This is a genomic window from Herbidospora galbida (assembly GCF_005233835.1).
Lineage (GTDB): Bacteria > Actinomycetota > Actinomycetes > Streptosporangiales > Streptosporangiaceae > Herbidospora > Herbidospora galbida.
On record NZ_SZQA01000019.1, the window covers coordinates 114,266 to 129,325 of the forward strand.

Below are 15,060 nucleotides of genomic sequence, written 5' to 3' on the forward strand. Positions count from 1 at the left end.
ATGTCACTCTCTGTGATCATACGGAGCCTCAGGGAGCTGCGTAGACGCCGCCCTCCGACAGGACGTGGATGATCGCGGGGTAGATCGCCGGGTTCCACGACGAGCCGTCGAGGCGTTCCCGGTAGGCGCGCAGGGCCGTCTCCAGCAGGAACAGCCAGGCCACCAGCGGGCGGGCCTCCATTGGGACGCCCAGTTCGCCCAGCAGCCGGACCGCCGCGTCACCCGCGGCCGACGACGCCTCGTGCAGCGACGCGCCCCGGGCGGTCAGGGCCTCGTGGAAGTGCCAGTGGAGGATGTCGAAGCCCAGGGGCACGTCGGGGGCGCTGAGGCCCCAGCCGTCCAGGCGCGGCCTGCCGCCCGTCCACAGGACGTTCTCCGGGACCAGGTCGCCGTGCCAGCGGCCGAAGGTCAGGGCCACGTCGCCGTAGCAGCGTTCCAGGCGTTCGGCCAGGCGGTCGGCGACGGCGGCCAGGCGGGGGGCCTCGCGGAGGGCGGCGATCTCGGCGCGCAGGCGCTTCCAGTACGCCGCCTCGCACAGGATGACCCGGCTGCGGGGGCCGCTGAAGGCGACTTCCCTGATGATCTGGGGGGACGGGGCGGGATCGCCCTGGCGGTGAGGGCGGCCGGTCCACGAGGTCACGGTCACGGGGTGGCCCTGCCACTCCGACTCGGCCAGCAGGCGGGGGGCCAGCCGGTGGCCGTCGAGGGCCGACACGGTCACGGCCTCGTTCACGGCCAGGACGCTCGTCGCGGTGTTCCAGCCGACCGTCGCGCGGGCGACGGCGCGGCCCCGGGCGTGCAGCCACACATAGGGGCGCTCGGGGCGCAGGGAGAACGTGGCCCGCAGGGGGCCGCGGCCCAGGAGGCCGGTGAGCCAGGAGACGAGCAGGTTCTCGCCTGGGTCGGCGTCGGCGCGGAGGCTGACGACCACCGGGTGGAGGGCGAACACGCCGCGTGGACGGAGCTGACCGCCGGTGTAGGAGTAGCGTTCGGCCTCGCGGTAGCCCGGTGGGATCTCTCCCGTGGTCACGCGGACGACGTCGCCGGACGGTTCCCAGACGCGCGCGATGAGACTGCGCAGATCGGCGTTCATGCTCTGAATCCAAACCCAGGTGACAACAGACGCTCTTTGTCACTCTATGTCGGATTCAGGGGTGATCTTGGCTAGTCGTATTCCAAATCTGGGAGCGGATGTGGCGGATCGGGGCTGCGCCAGACCACGACGAAGCCGTCGTCGGCGTTCTCGACGGCCCACGACAGACGGTCGAGATCGAAGTCGGGGAGATAGCGGAGGCGGGCCAGGAACGTCGCGTCGGTGGCCGACCGGGGCACCACGCAGTTGTCGCCGGCGCGGTCTTCCAGGACGATGAGCACGTCGGACTCGGTGACGCCGCCGACCCTGACCTCTATGACGTCCTCCCACGCCAGCGCCTCGACGGAGCCGTCGGCGTAGTGGCGGGTCACGCCTTCTTCGGTGACGTACACGTAGGTATCCGGCACGTGCATGGGCGCGATTGTGTCGGGCTTTGAGTGGTCCGGCAAGATGGCCCGTTCTCGCGGTCGCCCACGTCTTGCCTAGATGCGCCAGACGAGATGTTCGCGGGCGGCCTCCGCCGCGTCCTGCGGGGTTCCCGCCTCCAGTCGTTCGAGCAGTTCGCGGTGCTCCGTCACCATTTCGTCTCGATCCGGGTACGCCTCCCGCAGGCGGACCACCCCGAGACGGGTCTCGGCCGACAGCGACAGATAGAGGCGCAGCAGCCGAGGGCTCCCGGCGGCGCGGGCGAGGGCCTCGTGGAGGGCCATGTGCTGGGCGACGATGCCCGCCCAGGGGGCGTCGTCGGGGAGCGCGGCCATGGTGTCGAGGGCCCGCCGGGCCTCCTCGATCCGCCGCCCGGCCACGGCGGCGCCGACGAGGTCTTCCAGCGGGCGGCGTACGTAGAGCAGGTCGTCGAGGTCGTCTCGGGTGAAGTCGGGCACGTACGCCGACTTGTTGCGCTCCCGGCGCAGGATGCCCTCGTGGACGAGCGCCGCGATGGCCTCCCTGACCGTCGGGCGGGCCACCCCGTAGGTCGCCGAGATCTCCTGTTCGGGGAACTGGGTGCCCGGGGCGACGTCACCCGACAGGATGCGGGTGCGCAGGGCGTCCGCGAGGGCTTCCACGGTGGAGACGGGGCGCAGCTTCACGCCGGAGAGCCTACTTTTTCCGGCCGGGCCACCACGAGCAGGCTGACCGCCAGCATCGCCAGGCCGGCCCACGAGGTCGGGCTCAGGGTCTCGCCCAGGACCGCGACGCCCAGCAGCGCCGCGACGGCCGGTTCGGCCAGGGCCAGGGTGCTGGCGGTGGCGACGGGGGTGCCGCGCAGGCCCCGGCCGTACAGGACATAGGACAGGGCCGTGGTGGCCAGGCCCAGGTAGAAGACGGTGGCGAGGCTGGCCGGGTCGGTGACCCAGGAGAGGTCGCCGGCCAGCAGGATCGGGATCATGATCAGGGCCGAGACGCCGAACATGACGGCCATCACCTCGTCGCTGGGGTGGCCGGCGACGATGGCTCGGGCGGCGATGACGGCGTACGAGGCGTAGATGAAGCCGCCGACCAGCGCCAGGCCGACACCGAGCGGGTCGACGGTGCCGCCGCCGGGGAGCAGCAGCACGGCGCAGCCGACGATCGCGGCGGCGGTCCCCCACATCCACTGGCGGCTGGGGGCCTGCCGGTCGAGCGCCCACGACAGCAGGCCGGTGAAGACGGGGCCGCTGCCGATGAGGATGACGGTGCCGATCGCGACGCCGGTCATGTTCACCGCGACGAAGAAGCAGAGCTGGTAGAGGGCCACACACAGGCCGCCGAGCAACAGTGTTGGGCTGGGCCGGACCTTGGCGCCGGGCCGGAGCAGGACGAACCCGGCCAGCGCCGAGCCGCCGATGACGAGGCGGGCGGCGGCCAGCGCGACCGCCCCGGCGGCGGCGAAGGTGCCGGCCGTGCCGGCGGTCCCCCAGAGCACGGCGGCGAGCACGACGAGGAGAGCGGAGGTGCGCATGCGTCAGATTGTCTGACAACTAGACACTCGATCGCAAGCCATATACCGCCGACTGTCCTTTATGACCCCCAGTAAAGATCTGACAGGAATCATTGACGTGCCAGGCCAGAGCCCATGACAATGCAGCGAAAAAGCAGCGGATAAGCCAATAAAAAGAGTTGTTTTTACCCAGAAGATTCCCGGAGACGTGGGAAGTGCCTCTCTCGGGGAAGACCGCAACCATGTTGAGTCGGTTTGTACGGGCTCCCCGGACCGTCGGGGTCGCCGCCGCCATCGCCGAGGTCAAGGAGCGGGGAGCCACCCCCCACCTCCTCGACGGCGCCGAAATGGTCACCTCCGCCGCCGCTTTCGAAGCCATCGCCCGCGCCCTCGATTTTCCGGAAGGTTTCGGTCACTGCCTCGATTCCCTCTACGACCACCTGACGGACCTCTCGTGGCTGTCACCCGGCGAGCACGTCCTGATCTGGTCGAAGCCGTCGGTCCTCCGCAAGAGCGACGCGACGTCCTATGACGGCCTCGGCTCCGCCCTCTCCGACGCCGCCACCGACGGCACCAAGGGCGAGGCGACGTTGACCGTGATCATGCTGGACAACTGAACGCCTCGGAGCCCGCAGATTCTCCGGCCGTCCTCCAGACGGCCATCCGGGGGTCACCGCTGACCAGATGCGTCCACTACGTTGACCGAAACGTTGCTTTCGGGTGGTGTCCTACCTCACATCCGCAACCAGGGGGCTACACGGCGGAGTGTGACCGCCGTCACGCCCGTTTCACCTCGATTGGCCATCGATGCAGGTAGAGAGCGGGCTGGAAGGCGACAGAGCGTCATCATCGACCGGAACTTCATTCGGCGCCGCGACAGAGAAAGCCGCGAATCGGTGTCAAACCCGAATAGCCCCCATTTTGTTGCGAACGCCACCTAGTTCCACAGCTCACGCGTTGCTATTGTTTCGCCACTATTAACGCATGTGTTCGCCCTCTGCTGAGGTCTCATGGCTGGCCGCAAACGCTCCATCCGGTTCAAGATCTTCGCGGTCTTGCTCGCGCCCGTGACCGCTCTCGCGGTCATCTGGGCGTTGACCGCGGCTATTACCCTCACATCCGGACGGGAATATCTCCGGGTCGGGAGGGTCTATGAGCACATCGTCCTCCCCTCACGCGCCGTGCTGACCGAGTTACAGCACGAGCGCCTGATGTCGGTCACCTACCTCGGTGGCAGCTCCTCCTTCCACGCCGACCTCGACGCGCAGCAGAAGCGCACCGACGAGATCGCGGCCGGCCTCGCCGGGCACGCCGTCGCCGGCCGCGAGGCCGCGCCGCCGGCCCTCTGGGACCGCGTACAGGAACTGCTCCGGCAGCTCGACCGGCTCGACTCGCTGCGCAGCCAGGTGGAGAACCGGGAGATCGGGCGCCTCGACGCGCTCACCCAGTACAGCGAGATCGCCGAGGTCGGCTGGCAGGTCTACGACCGCATGATGATCGCTCCCGACCTCGACCTGATCGGCCAGACGAGGGCCGTCGTGATGGTCGGCCGGGCCCGCGAGATCGTCAGCCAGCAGTCGGCGCTCCTCGCCGGCACCCTGGGCACCGGCCGGATGAGCGAACGCGAGCAAGAGGTGTTCGTCGAGATGGCCGCCAAGCGCTCCATGCTCTACAGCCTCGGCTTCACCGACCTCGAAGGGTCGATGCGCGACCCGTACGTGAAGCTGAACGGCTCCGCGGCCTACCTCGACTTCGTGAAGCTCGAAGGGGCGGTCCGCGACAAGATCAGGCCGGAGGCGGCGCTGCCCCCGGAGGCGGGCCGCTGGCAGGCCACCGCCGAGGCGCTCTCGATCACCCTCGACAAGCTGGGCGGCCAGGCCAGCGTCGAGATCGGCAACCGCATGCAGCCGGCCGTCATGACCGTGCTCATCCGGCTCGGCGTGCTCGCGGTCGTCGGGTTGATCGCCCTCGTGGTCACGCTGCTGGTGTCGGTCAGGTTCGGCCGCCGGATCTCCGCCGAGCTGGGCGCGCTGCAGAACGCCGCCGTCGACCTGTCGGACCGGCGGCTGCCCGACATCGTGCGGCGGCTCAGCCGGGGTGACGACGTCGACGTCAGGGCCGAGACCCCGCCGGTCGAGGTGCCCGGCAACACCGCCGAGGTCGCCACGGTCACCAACGCCTTCACCTCGGTGCAGGCGACCGCCGTCCAAGCGGCGGTCGGCCAGGCGCAGCTGCGGCAGGGCGTCAACAAGGTGTTCCTCAACCTGGCCCGCAGAAACCAATCGCTGTTGCACCGGCAGCTCGGCATCCTCGACGGCCTGGAGCGGCAGACCGAGGACCCGAACCTGCTGGAGCAGCTGTTCGGCCTCGACCACCTGACCACCCGCATGCGCCGCCACGCCGAGGGCCTGATCATCCTGTCGGGCGCGGTCCCCGGCCGCGGCTGGCGGGAACCGGTCGCCCTGTTCGACGTGGTCCGCGCCTCGGTCGAGGAGGTGGAGGACTACCTGCGGGTCGACGTCAACGTGCCGCACCACGCCAAGCTGGTCGGCCCGGCCGTCACCGACGCCATCCACCTGATCGCCGAGCTCGTCGAGAACGCGACGATCTTCTCCCCGCCGCACACCCGGGTCAGCGTCCACGGCGACCTGGCGGCGCGCGGGTTCGTCCTGGAGATCGAGGACCGGGGGCTCGGGCTGAACTCCGAGGAGATGGCCGCCATCAACGCGCGGCTGGCCGACCCGCCGGAGTTCGACCTGGCCGACAGCGACCGCCTCGGCCTGTTCGTCGTCGGGCGGCTGGCCAAGCGGCACGACATCACGGTCAACCTGCGGCCCTCGCCGTACGGGGGCACCGCGGCCATCGTGCTGATCCCGGCCGAGCTGGTCGTCATGCCAGACCCCGCGGAGATCGCGGCGGCCGAGCGCCTGGTGCCGGCCCAGCCGACCGAGGCGCCGGTGCTGTCGCCGGTATCGGGGCGGCACGGGGCGGGGCCCAAGCCGACGGCCGAGACGAACCTGCCCCGGCGGGTGAGGCAGGCGAACATGGCGCCGCAACTGCGGGAGGAGCAGGGCAAGCCCGACTTGTACTCTTCCTTCCAGGCCGGTTGGCGCCGAGCGGAGGATGACAAAGCGTGAGTGACGAACCACCTCTGCTGCGCCCGTTCACCCTCACGCGGGGGCGGACCCGGCCCACCGGGCCGGAGTTCGAGCTCATGACGATCATCCGGGCGGTGCCGGGCGCGCCGCTCGGGGGCCTCACACCGGAGGAGCTCAAGATCGTCCGGATCTGCCAGTCGCCCGCGTCGGTCGCCGACCTCGCCTCCGACGTGCGTCTGTCGCTGAACGTGGTCAGGATCCTGCTGAGCGGTCTGCGCGACCGGAACATCATCACCGCCCGGCCGCAGGCCACCGTGGCCCAGCTGCCGGAGGAGCGGATCCTGCGCGAGGTCATCCAGGGTTTGCGAGCCCTCTGAGGGCCTCGTCGAGATGCCGGCGCGCCGGTTCGAGCACCTGCTCGGTGTAGTGGCCGAGCAGGTCTTCCGGACCTTCGGGTAACAGAAGTAACTCCTCGCCGTCGAGGTCGACCGTCCCGTCGACGGTCCAGGCCGGGCCGTGGGGGCGGAGCCGCACCTCACAGACCAGTTCACGGCCGTCGGGAAGGGTGTACGAAACCCCGAGGCGCACCTTCCCCACGAGATCGGTGATCGGCGACCAGCGCCGGATGTCGGGATGGAAATCGAGGTAAAGGTCGCGACCGGCCTCGGAAAAAGCGCTGGCAGCGGCCATAACGGCCCGGAGAAGATCGTCGTGCACGGCTCGGTTAATCCTCGTTAATACAGGCATTCACTGTGACCTGAGGGACTCAGGCCGTTTTTGTAACTTCTGTGTACACGATCACGACCCTCTCGGTATGAAAGGGCCTATGCCTCTTCGTTATAGAAGATTCGTCATCTGTTCGCTTGCCGTCAGCGGCGCGATCGGAGTCGACGTGGCCACTCAGGCGATCGCGGCCCCGCCCGCGTCGGACGCGGTTCACGTGTCGGCGAGCTCGGGTGACGACGCCAACCCGGGAACAGAGAGCGCGCCGCTGCGTACCGTCGCCGCCGCCCTCAAGCGCGCCAAGGGCGGGGTGATGACGACGATCGTCCTCCGCGGCGGCGAATACCGGGAGTCCCTGGGCAGCATCGCCAAGCCGGTGACGATCCAGTCGGCGCCCGGGGAGCAGGCCTGGTTCAAGGGCAGCACCGAGATCGCGCCCGCGAAGTTCGTCCGCGACGGAACCGCCTGGCGCCTCGACGGCTGGAACCCGGACATCTGCCGGACCGCCTGCGTGTACCCGCCCGACATCACGTCCGGCAACGTCATCGGCGGCGATCCGGAGATGGCCTTCTACGGCGGCAAGCCGCTCCGGCAGGTGACCTCCCGCGCGGCCGTCACCGCCGGCACCTTCTTCTGGGACGGCCGCGGCACCGTCTACCTCGGCAGCGACCCCGCCCGTGCGCGGGTCGAACTGGCCTCCATCGCCTACGCCGTGCACTTCCTGCCCGGTTCGGAGAACTCCGTGCTCCGGGGCCTCGGCTTCGCCCACTACGCGACCAGCCAGGACTACCGCAAGAAGCCGGCCGCGATCATCTCGCAGGCCAGGGGCGTGCTCCTGGAGAACAACACGGTCACCCTCAACGCGGCGGCCGGGGTGTCGGCCCTGGCCGACGACATGCGGCTGGCCGGCAACACCATCACCGCCAACGGCTTCACCGGGATCAGCTCCCACAAGGCCGCCAACCTCACCATGTACGGCAACGTCGTCTCGGGCAACAACACCGAGAAGATCGGCCTGGTCGCGGTCTCCAGCCTCGCCGGGGCCGGGATGAAGGCGACCTTCCTCGTCAACGCCAACATCCGCGACAACGTGTTCGACGGCAACCAGGGCGCGGGGTTCTGGTGCGACCTGTCGTGCGAGAACGTCCGGCTGGTCCGGAACGTGGCCAGGGGCAACGCCAAGCACGGCATGTACTACGAGGTGTCCTCGCGCGGGCTGATCGCCTCGAACCTGCTCGCCGGGAACGGGCAGTTCGGGCTCAAGATCAGCGGCTCGAACAAGGTCCGCGTCTACAACAACACCATGGCCGACAACGCCTCCCCGATCCAGGTCGCCGAGGACCCCCGTCCCCACCTGGATCGCTGCAACGCCGACAACTGTCCCGCTCCCGACGCGGTGGCGCGCGGGGTCACCTGGGACACCGCCGACGTGACCCTGATCAACAACATCTTCTCCGGCCGCTCCGGCGGCGGCGCCCTCGTGGACACGGTCGACGCCAACAGCGCGTCGTCGGGCAAGCGGGTCGGCGCGGCGAAGATGATCCCCGCCGGGCAGATGGACAACAACGGCTACTACCGCCCGACGACCGCCTCCCAGGTGGCCAAGTGGGCGCTCCCGGCCGGCAACGACCAGGCGTTCACCAGCCTGACCCAGCTCAAGTCGACCGGCCGCGAGAGCAACGCCCACTACCAGGAGGGCGCGGAGGGCTACTTCAACGGCGGCGACTACAAGCTGAAGTCGGGCTCCCCCGCATCCTCGGCCGGCGCCCCGCTGCCCGAGGACGTCGCAGCGGCGATCGGCGTCGACGCGGGCAAGAAGGTCCCCCTGGGCGCCCTGCGCGGCCCGAGCGTGGAGACCACTCCCCCGCCGCCCACCCCGACGGTGTCACCGAGCGCCACGCCGTCGGTCACGCCCACGAAGTCGCCCACGGCCTCACCGAGCGCCAGCCCGTCGGTCACGCCGTCGGTCACGCCGTCGGTCACGCCGTCGGTCACGCCGTCGGTCACGCCGTCGGTCACGCCCACGAAGTCGCCCACGCCGACGCCCTCTCCGTCGCAGACGGTCGCGCCGGTGCTCGATCTGCTGCGCAGGCAGCTGTACGTCGTCACGCACCCCACCCAGGGCCACTCGCTGCTGACCCTGAGCAGAGGCGAGGCCGACAAGGCCGTGGCCCGCTACGGCTACGTCGACCAGGGCGTGACCCTGTTCGTCTCCGGGCGCGCGGCCAACGGGCTGGTCCCCATCCACCGGCTGGTCCACCCGACCTCGGGTGACCGCCTGTTCGCCCGCAGCACGGTCGAACGGGACAACGCGGTGAACCGCTCGGGTTACGTCTACGAGGGCGTCACCTTCTACGCCGTCAACCAGAACACCCCGGGCACGATCGCCGTCTACCGCCTCAGGAAGGGCGCCTACCACAACTACGTCGTCGGCCCGCAGGCCCGCGACGCGGCCGTCGCCGACGGCTGGACGTACGAGCACATCGCGTTCTACGCCCGCCCGGCCTGACGCGCCCCGAACAGTTCCCGCAGGTAGGGAATGCGCCGCACGACCTCGTACGCCGCCAGCGTCACCGCGAACGACACCGCGACGATGGCGGCGTACTTGACGAGGATCGGCGCCTGCCACCGGACCACGTAATAGGCGGCCACCACCACGACCGGCTGGTGGACGACGTAGACGAACAGGGCGGCGCGCGCCAGGTAGCCCTCGTTCTTCGCGCTCCACTCGCGCCGGTCGAGAAAGCCGAGAAGGGCCACGCAGATGCACCAGGAGGCCGCGCCGTAGAGCGCCCGGACGACGATGTGGAGTGGCCCCATGTCGAGCATCGGATCGCCGTCGAGCAGCATGAAGCTGGGCGCTCCGACGGCGAAGAGGACCGCGCCGATCCCGGCGGCCAGTGGCGCGTCGCGGCGCATGGCCTCCCTCAGCCGATCGTCGGCGGCCAGGATGTAGCCGTACAGGAAGAAGAGCAGGTAGGCCCACCGGCTCCAGGCCGCGAACTCCTCTTCGAGGCCGTGGAACGCGCACACCAGCGAGATCGGCAGGAACGGCAGCAGGATCAGGCCCCGCCGGGCGAAGAAGCCATAGTCGGAAGGCATCCATCGGACGATCAGCGCCAGGATGAGCGACCAGGCGATCAGCATCACCACGAAATAGAGGTGGCCGGTCTCGAAGTGGTCGCCGCGCACGATGAGGGGGAAGTTGCCGAGATCGATGTGGACGTCGAAGAACTTCGGCAGGAACTCCCAGTAGCTCTCCCTCGTCCCGGCTCTGATCCACTGCGGGATCGGGATGATCGTCACGACGGCCACCAGGAGCGGCACACCGAGCCGGAGCAGCCGGTCGCCCGCGAACCCGGCGGCGGTGCGTCTTCTCAGGACGTGCCATGACGCCACCCCGGCGACGAGGAAGAGCATCGGCATCGCCCAGATGACCATGAACCCGGCGAGGATCATCGTGATCGAGGTGGTCTCGGCGTTCTTCACGTAGAAGTCGTCTTCGGCGTCGAACACCAGGGCCGCGTGGAAGAAGATCAGCCCGAACACCACGATGATCCGGATCAGATCGAGTTCCGGCCGGCGCGTGGACGTCCGCTGGATGACCATGCCAGCCAGTGTCCGTCCCCGCGCCGCCGCGCGCCAGATCAGGGCACGGTGAGAACGATCTTCCCGGTGGTGCGGCCCGATTCGCCGAGTTCCATGGCCTTGCCGAGCTCGTCGAGCGGGAAGACCGCCGCGACCGCGACCCGCAGCCGCCCGGCCTCGATCAGCGCCGCGAGGCTCTTCAGCGCCGACAGGTCGGGTTCGCAGATCATCGACTCGACCCGCACGCCGCGATTCTCCGCCTGTTCCGGCAGGTCGGCGACCTCCATGGAGCTGACGAGGGAGACGAGGACACCGCCGGGCCGCAGCACCTTGAGCGAACGCGGCCCGTAGTCTCCGCCGATGGTGTCGATCACGGCGTCGAGCCCGTCGCACGCGGCGGTGAAGTCGGTCGACCGGTAGTCGATCACCTCGTCGACCCCGAGCCGGCGCAGGAAGTCGTGTTTGCCGGCGCTCGCGGTGCCATAGACGTAAGCGCCGCGGGCCTTGGCGATCTGGACCGCGAGATGCCCCACGCCGCCGGCCGCGGCGTGCACCAGCACCTCGCCGCCCTCACGGACCTTGGCGACGTCGACCAGCGCCTGCCAGGCGGTCAGCCCGGCCAGCGGCACCGCAGCGGCCTGGATGTGGTCGAACACGGCCGGTTTGGGAGCGAAGGTGCGAGCCGGCGCGGCGACGTACTCGGCGAAGGCGCCGTGTCCGACGGGGTAGCGCAGCATGCCGAAGACCTCGTCGCCGGGTTTGTGGATCGCCACCCCTCTGCCGACCGCCTCGACGACGCCCGAGACGTCCCAGCCGAGGACGAACGGCGGTTCACCGATCAGATAGCCGGTCGAACGGTGTTTCCAGTCGGTCGGGTTGAGCCCGGCGGCGTGCACTCTGACCAGCACCTCGGTCGGCCCGGGGGCCGGCTTGGGCAGGTCGATCGCGTGCAGGACGTCGGGTCCGCCCAGGGTGTCCTGGCTGATGGCCTTCATTCGAGCTCCTCGAACAGGGTGAGTTGCAGCCCGTCGGGGGCGGTCAGCCGGGCATTGAGCGAGTTCCATGGGGTGCGGGTCGGCGGTGCGAGCACGTCGGCGCCGTGCTCCTCCAGCAGCGCCGTCGTCGACTCGGCGTCGGGGACCTCCAGGGCGACCCTGATGTGCCCGGCCACCCGCCGGCCGACCTCGACGCGGTCGATGAACTGCGCCTGGCGTACGTCGACGATCTCGACGGTGGCCCGCCCCGCCGACAGCAGGCGGACCCTCCCGTCGTCGGAGGAGAAGTCGGCGATCTCGTGGAGGCCGAGCACGTCGCGGTAGAAGTGGAGGGCCTCCTCGTAGTTCTCGGCCGTCACGACCAGCCGCAGTTCCCGAACCTCAGTCACGTGATCTACGTTACCCGCCGATGATCTAGCGGCGGGTGAAGTCCATGGTCCAGTTCGTCAGCCAGGTCTGACCGCCGTCCTGGGAGAAGGCCTGCTCCCAGTGGGCCGACTCGGGGGTGATGGCGTTCCAGATGAACCGGGCGTGGATCTCCTCGTCGGCGTAGAGGTCGCGGCCGTAGAACGTGCCCACGCCGTCGGTGAAGGCGCCGACGACGGGCGGCTGGAGGACGCCGTACTTGGAGTTCGACCAGTAGAGGGACCACTCCTTCTTCTCGACGTCGAACAGGCGCAGCGTGATGCCGCTGAAAGTCGGGCAGACCATCTCCTCGATGTTGGCGGCGCCGTCGAACAGCGGCCGGCAGGTCGAGTGGCCGGTGAACTCCTCCCACGCGCTGTCCGGGTCGACGTAGTTCAGGCGGCGGCGGTTGGCGACGGTCCAGTCGCCGATGAGGAAATCGAAGCCGGTCATCCGGTCATCCCTTCGGGGAGCGAGTCGGTCAGGTAGGCGGCCAGGTCGGGCCGTTCGGGGGCGAGCACGTGCCGCACCCAGGCGTCGCGTTCGTGGGTGATCGGCGGCAGTTCGTACACGCAGCCGATGAAGTCGGGGGCCAGCCGCACGAAGTGGGCCGGGTCGTCGTCGGGGCAGCCGAGGAACCGCTGGCCCCCGGCCGCGCCGGTGAAGCGCAGCGCGTTGTCCCAGGCCCAGGAGTAGACGTTCAGATAGGCGCCGGTGTCGCCGCCCCGGTGCAGCACCACGAACGAGGCCGGCGGGGTGCCGTCGGGCTCGGGCAGCAGGTCGGGCAGCAGCGCGTAGGCGGCCTTCTCCACGTGGGGTTCCGGCGAGCCCACGTGGTAGCGCTTGACGTGCCGGCCACCGACCTCGATCGGCGGCGGCACGGTGAGGATCTTCTCCGCGAAAGCCATGTCTGGACGATAAGGAGGATCCACTGCCAAGGTGTGTCAGTGAAGTCGAGCCGACTGCTCGCGATGGTCCTGCTGCTCCAGACGAAGGGCCGCCGCACCGCCGCCCAGCTCGCCGAGGAGCTCGACGTCTCGGTGCGCACCGTCTACCGCGACGTCGAGTCCCTGCACGCCGCGGGCGTCCCCATCTACGGAGACGCCGGCCACCAGGGCGGCTACCAGCTGGTCGCGGGCTACCGCACCCACCTGACCGGGCTGCACCCGTCGGAGGCCGGGGCGCTGTTCCTGTCGGGGCTGCCCGGCCCGGCCGGCGAACTCGGCATGGGCGACGCGCTGGCCGGGGCCCAGCTCAAACTGCGCGCGGCCCTGCCGCCCGACCTGCGCGCCCAGGCCGACCGCATGCGGGCCCGCTTCCACCTCGACGCGCCCGGCTGGTACGCCAAGGACACCTCGGTCCCGTTCCTCGGCGCGGTCGCCGACGCCGTCTGGCGCGGGCAGCTGCTCCACGTGCGCTACCGCAGGTGGAAGGCGCCCGAGGAGGTCGACCGGGTGCTGGAGCCCTATGGGCTCGTGCTGAAGGCCGGCCGCTGGTATCTCGTGGCGGGGCCGGGCCCGCGCACCTACCGGGTCGACCAGATCCTCGCGCTGCGCACCTCGGCCGAGGAGTTCGAGCCGCCCGGCGACTTCGACCTCCCGTCCTACTGGCGTGATCACCAGGAACGCTTCCACGCCTTCCTGCAGCAGGGCGAGGCCGTCATCCGGGCCGACGGCGTCGAGCGGACCGTCCCCATCGAGTCGATCGCGAAGGCGGCCCGCCACTTCCTGTCGCAGGGCCCGTCGGTCGAGGTGCTCGAACCCCGCGAGCTCCGCGACGAGGTGGCCCGGCTGGCGGCCGAGGTGGCCGCCCTCTACCGCCCTACCCCGTAGCCCGCGACACCAGCGCCACGATCAGCGACGCCACGCCCCCCTGCACGATCGACAGCACCGCGTCCTTCGCCCCGCCCGCGACCGCCGCCCCGAGCGCTCTGAGCCGTCCCGGCTGCTCCTGTACGGCCGCCACCACGGCCCCCGGGTCGGCGACCGACCCGTCCGGGGCGACGGCTCCCTCGCGGCCGAGCTCGGCGATCAGCGCCCGCAGCTCGGCCACCGCCGCGGCGACGTCGACCCGGTCGTCACCCCGGTTGTTGACGGTCACGTTGCCCTGGTCGCGGACGTTGAAGGTGTCGCGGCCGTAGTAGGTGTCGCCCATCTCCGGCTCCTAGTTGTTGACGGTCGCGCGGCCGCCGCCGCTGACGTTGAAGGTGTCCCGCGCGAAGGTGTTGCCGACGTAGACGGGACTGTTGAAGGTGTAGGACTTCTCCGTGGGCGGGGGATCCTCGATGGCGTCCACGATGAGGCCCTCGATGTGGCGGATCTCCGCCAGGTCGGTGCCCCACAGGGCGGTGTACTGCGTCCCGGCGGTCTCGATCATCAGCGAGTACCTGTTCCGCCGGAAGATCAGACGGTAGAGGAACTGGATCGCCAGCAGCCCGCCCCAGACCCCGGCGACGGCCAGCGCGACGGGCAGGTACTCCCGCGCCTCCGGAAGCACCTCCTCGGCCACGAACGACGCCGCGGCCGCCAGCGCCGCCACCACGACGAGCTGACCGAGGGGATAGAAGGTGGAGAAGCGTCCGTTGTAGACGACCCGCAGCGTCCGCACACGGGAGATGTTCGCCAGCGGATACACCTCGTGCGCGATCCGCACGACCCGCTTGCTGATGCGAATCTCCCCGACCCTTTTCTTGGCCATGCCGCCATGGTCGGCGCGCCTCCCCTCGGCGCGCTTGAGTAGCCCCCTACTCATCTCGCCCTAGCGTGAAGGGGGTGCAGACCTTCCTGCCCTACGCCGACTTCACCGCGACCGCCGAGGTCCTGGACGCCCGCCGCCTGGGCAAACAGCGGGTCGAGGCCATCCAGGTGCTGCGCGCGACGTCGATCGACGACTACGGCTGGCGGCACCACCCGGCGGCCAAGATGTGGCGGGGCTACGAGGAGGCGCTGGTCCGCTACGGCCTGGCGATCTGCGACCGCTGGTGCTCGACCGGCCGGGCCGACACCTGCGCCGCCACCCTGCGACAGGACCTCGGCCGCTTCACCGGCATCGCCACCATCCGCACCCAGGCCGCCCTGGCCGAGGCCGGCGAACTGCCGCCGTGGCTCGGCGACCCCGGCTTCCACCTGAGCCACCGGTCGGCCCTGCTGAGAAAGGACCCGGACTTCTACCGCCCGCTGTTCGGCGACGAACCCGACGATCTCCCCTATGTTTGGCCCGATTCCGACCGGCCCTAGC

The 15,060-nt window shown here is 70.0% G+C and carries 18 protein-coding genes; 6 read left to right on the forward strand and 12 right to left on the reverse strand.

Annotation, left to right across the window (positions count from 1 at the left end):
- Positions 1–28: 28 nt before the first annotated feature.
- The 4 genes from FDA94_RS20390 to FDA94_RS20405 form a co-directional block, all read right to left on the reverse strand.
- Positions 29–1,093: an aminoglycoside phosphotransferase/kinase family protein gene (locus FDA94_RS20390; protein WP_137248671.1), complete on the reverse strand. Its 1,065-nt coding sequence runs from the start codon at positions 1,091–1,093 to the stop codon at positions 29–31.
- A 71-nt stretch (positions 1,094–1,164) separates the two neighbouring features.
- Positions 1,165–1,506 carry a hypothetical protein gene (locus tag FDA94_RS20395; protein ID WP_062338484.1) on the reverse strand — a complete coding sequence of 114 codons (342 nt, stop codon included), beginning with the start codon at positions 1,504–1,506 and terminating at the stop codon, positions 1,165–1,167.
- A gap of 69 nt (positions 1,507–1,575) precedes the next feature.
- Positions 1,576–2,184 (reverse strand): GntR family transcriptional regulator, encoded by a 609-nt coding sequence (locus tag FDA94_RS20400; RefSeq protein ID WP_137248672.1) that lies wholly within the window; start codon positions 2,182–2,184, stop codon positions 1,576–1,578.
- Entirely contained in the window at positions 2,181–3,035 is an 855-nt protein-coding gene (locus tag FDA94_RS20405; RefSeq protein WP_137248673.1) for an EamA family transporter, read from the reverse strand. Before FDA94_RS20405 ends, FDA94_RS20400 begins: the two co-directional genes overlap by 4 nt.
- Before the next feature lie 221 nt (positions 3,036–3,256).
- Between FDA94_RS20405 and FDA94_RS20410 the strand changes: the two genes are divergently transcribed.
- The 3 genes from FDA94_RS20410 (at position 3,257) to FDA94_RS20420 (ending at position 6,489) form a co-directional block, all read left to right on the forward strand.
- Complete coding sequence (locus tag FDA94_RS20410) at positions 3,257–3,631, forward strand: barstar family protein (protein WP_137248674.1); 375 nt, start codon at positions 3,257–3,259, stop codon at positions 3,629–3,631.
- Positions 3,632–4,195: 564 nt separating this feature from the next.
- Positions 4,196–6,151, forward strand: a complete 1,956-nt coding sequence (locus tag FDA94_RS20415; RefSeq protein ID WP_170991036.1) for a sensor histidine kinase — start codon at positions 4,196–4,198, stop codon at positions 6,149–6,151.
- The gene (locus tag FDA94_RS20420) at positions 6,148–6,489 is read left to right on the forward strand and encodes a DUF742 domain-containing protein (RefSeq protein WP_137248676.1); all 342 of its coding nucleotides are present in this window, start codon (positions 6,148–6,150) and stop codon (positions 6,487–6,489) included. The genes FDA94_RS20415 and FDA94_RS20420 overlap by 4 nt, the downstream gene beginning before the upstream one ends.
- Here the strand turns inward: FDA94_RS20420 and FDA94_RS39980 are convergent.
- Complete coding sequence (locus tag FDA94_RS39980) at positions 6,464–6,700, reverse strand: hypothetical protein (protein WP_212735408.1); 237 nt, start codon at positions 6,698–6,700, stop codon at positions 6,464–6,466. The genes FDA94_RS20420 and FDA94_RS39980 overlap by 26 nt on opposite strands.
- Before the next feature lie 304 nt (positions 6,701–7,004).
- Here FDA94_RS39980 and FDA94_RS20430 point away from each other — a divergent pair, with 304 nt between their 5' ends.
- Positions 7,005–9,344: a right-handed parallel beta-helix repeat-containing protein gene (locus tag FDA94_RS20430; RefSeq protein ID WP_170991037.1), complete on the forward strand. Its 2,340-nt coding sequence runs from the start codon at positions 7,005–7,007 to the stop codon at positions 9,342–9,344.
- Here the strand turns inward: FDA94_RS20430 and FDA94_RS20435 are convergent.
- The 5 genes from FDA94_RS20435 to FDA94_RS20455 are packed head-to-tail and all read right to left on the reverse strand — an operon-like array spanning position 9,326 to position 12,731.
- On the reverse strand, positions 9,326–10,444 hold the full coding sequence (locus FDA94_RS20435) for an acyltransferase family protein (RefSeq protein ID WP_137248679.1): 1,119 nt from the start codon (positions 10,442–10,444) through the stop codon (positions 9,326–9,328). The genes FDA94_RS20430 and FDA94_RS20435 overlap by 19 nt on opposite strands.
- A gap of 38 nt (positions 10,445–10,482) precedes the next feature.
- Complete coding sequence (locus FDA94_RS20440) at positions 10,483–11,418, reverse strand: NADP-dependent oxidoreductase (RefSeq protein WP_137248680.1); 936 nt, start codon at positions 11,416–11,418, stop codon at positions 10,483–10,485.
- Complete coding sequence (locus FDA94_RS20445; RefSeq protein ID WP_137248681.1) at positions 11,415–11,807, reverse strand: VOC family protein; 393 nt, start codon at positions 11,805–11,807, stop codon at positions 11,415–11,417. The genes FDA94_RS20440 and FDA94_RS20445 overlap by 4 nt, the downstream gene beginning before the upstream one ends.
- Positions 11,808–11,832: 25 nt before the next feature.
- Positions 11,833–12,276, reverse strand: coding sequence for a hypothetical protein (locus FDA94_RS20450; RefSeq protein WP_137248682.1), 444 nt, complete (start codon positions 12,274–12,276; stop codon positions 11,833–11,835).
- On the reverse strand, positions 12,273–12,731 hold the full coding sequence (locus FDA94_RS20455; RefSeq protein ID WP_137248683.1) for a hypothetical protein: 459 nt from the start codon (positions 12,729–12,731) through the stop codon (positions 12,273–12,275). The genes FDA94_RS20450 and FDA94_RS20455 overlap by 4 nt, the downstream gene beginning before the upstream one ends.
- 39 nt (positions 12,732–12,770) lie before the next feature.
- Between FDA94_RS20455 and FDA94_RS20460 the strand changes: the two genes are divergently transcribed.
- Positions 12,771–13,655, forward strand: a complete 885-nt coding sequence (locus FDA94_RS20460; protein ID WP_137248684.1) for a helix-turn-helix transcriptional regulator — start codon at positions 12,771–12,773, stop codon at positions 13,653–13,655.
- Here the strand turns inward: FDA94_RS20460 and FDA94_RS20465 are convergent.
- Positions 13,645–13,977, reverse strand: coding sequence for a hypothetical protein (locus tag FDA94_RS20465; RefSeq protein WP_137248685.1), 333 nt, complete (start codon positions 13,975–13,977; stop codon positions 13,645–13,647). The two genes, FDA94_RS20460 and FDA94_RS20465, sit on opposite strands and share 11 nt — an antisense overlap.
- Positions 13,978–13,986: 9 nt before the next feature.
- Positions 13,987–14,520 (reverse strand): DUF6232 family protein, encoded by a 534-nt coding sequence (locus FDA94_RS20470; RefSeq protein ID WP_137248686.1) that lies wholly within the window; start codon positions 14,518–14,520, stop codon positions 13,987–13,989.
- 74 nt (positions 14,521–14,594) lie between these two features.
- Here FDA94_RS20470 and FDA94_RS20475 point away from each other — a divergent pair, with 74 nt between their 5' ends.
- On the forward strand, positions 14,595–15,059 hold the full coding sequence (locus FDA94_RS20475) for an MSMEG_6728 family protein (protein WP_137248687.1): 465 nt from the start codon (positions 14,595–14,597) through the stop codon (positions 15,057–15,059).
- The last annotated feature ends 1 nt before the right edge of the window (position 15,060 follow it).

Coding starts and splice junctions, on each gene's coding strand:
- FDA94_RS20390 (WP_137248671.1), bottom strand. CDS start 1,093: ATGAACGCCGATCTGCGCAGTCTCATCGCGCGCGTCTGGGAACCGTCC.
- FDA94_RS20395 (WP_062338484.1), bottom strand. CDS start 1,506: ATGCACGTGCCGGATACCTACGTGTACGTCACCGAAGAAGGCGTGACC.
- FDA94_RS20405 (WP_137248673.1), bottom strand. CDS start 3,035: ATGCGCACCTCCGCTCTCCTCGTCGTGCTCGCCGCCGTGCTCTGGGGG.
- FDA94_RS20410 (WP_137248674.1), top strand. CDS start 3,257: ATGTTGAGTCGGTTTGTACGGGCTCCCCGGACCGTCGGGGTCGCCGCC.
- FDA94_RS20435 (WP_137248679.1), bottom strand. CDS start 10,444: ATGGTCATCCAGCGGACGTCCACGCGCCGGCCGGAACTCGATCTGATC.
- FDA94_RS20440 (WP_137248680.1), bottom strand. CDS start 11,418: ATGAAGGCCATCAGCCAGGACACCCTGGGCGGACCCGACGTCCTGCAC.
- FDA94_RS20450 (WP_137248682.1), bottom strand. CDS start 12,276: ATGACCGGCTTCGATTTCCTCATCGGCGACTGGACCGTCGCCAACCGC.
- FDA94_RS20455 (WP_137248683.1), bottom strand. CDS start 12,731: ATGGCTTTCGCGGAGAAGATCCTCACCGTGCCGCCGCCGATCGAGGTC.
- FDA94_RS20465 (WP_137248685.1), bottom strand. CDS start 13,977: ATGGGCGACACCTACTACGGCCGCGACACCTTCAACGTCCGCGACCAG.
- FDA94_RS20470 (WP_137248686.1), bottom strand. CDS start 14,520: ATGGCCAAGAAAAGGGTCGGGGAGATTCGCATCAGCAAGCGGGTCGTG.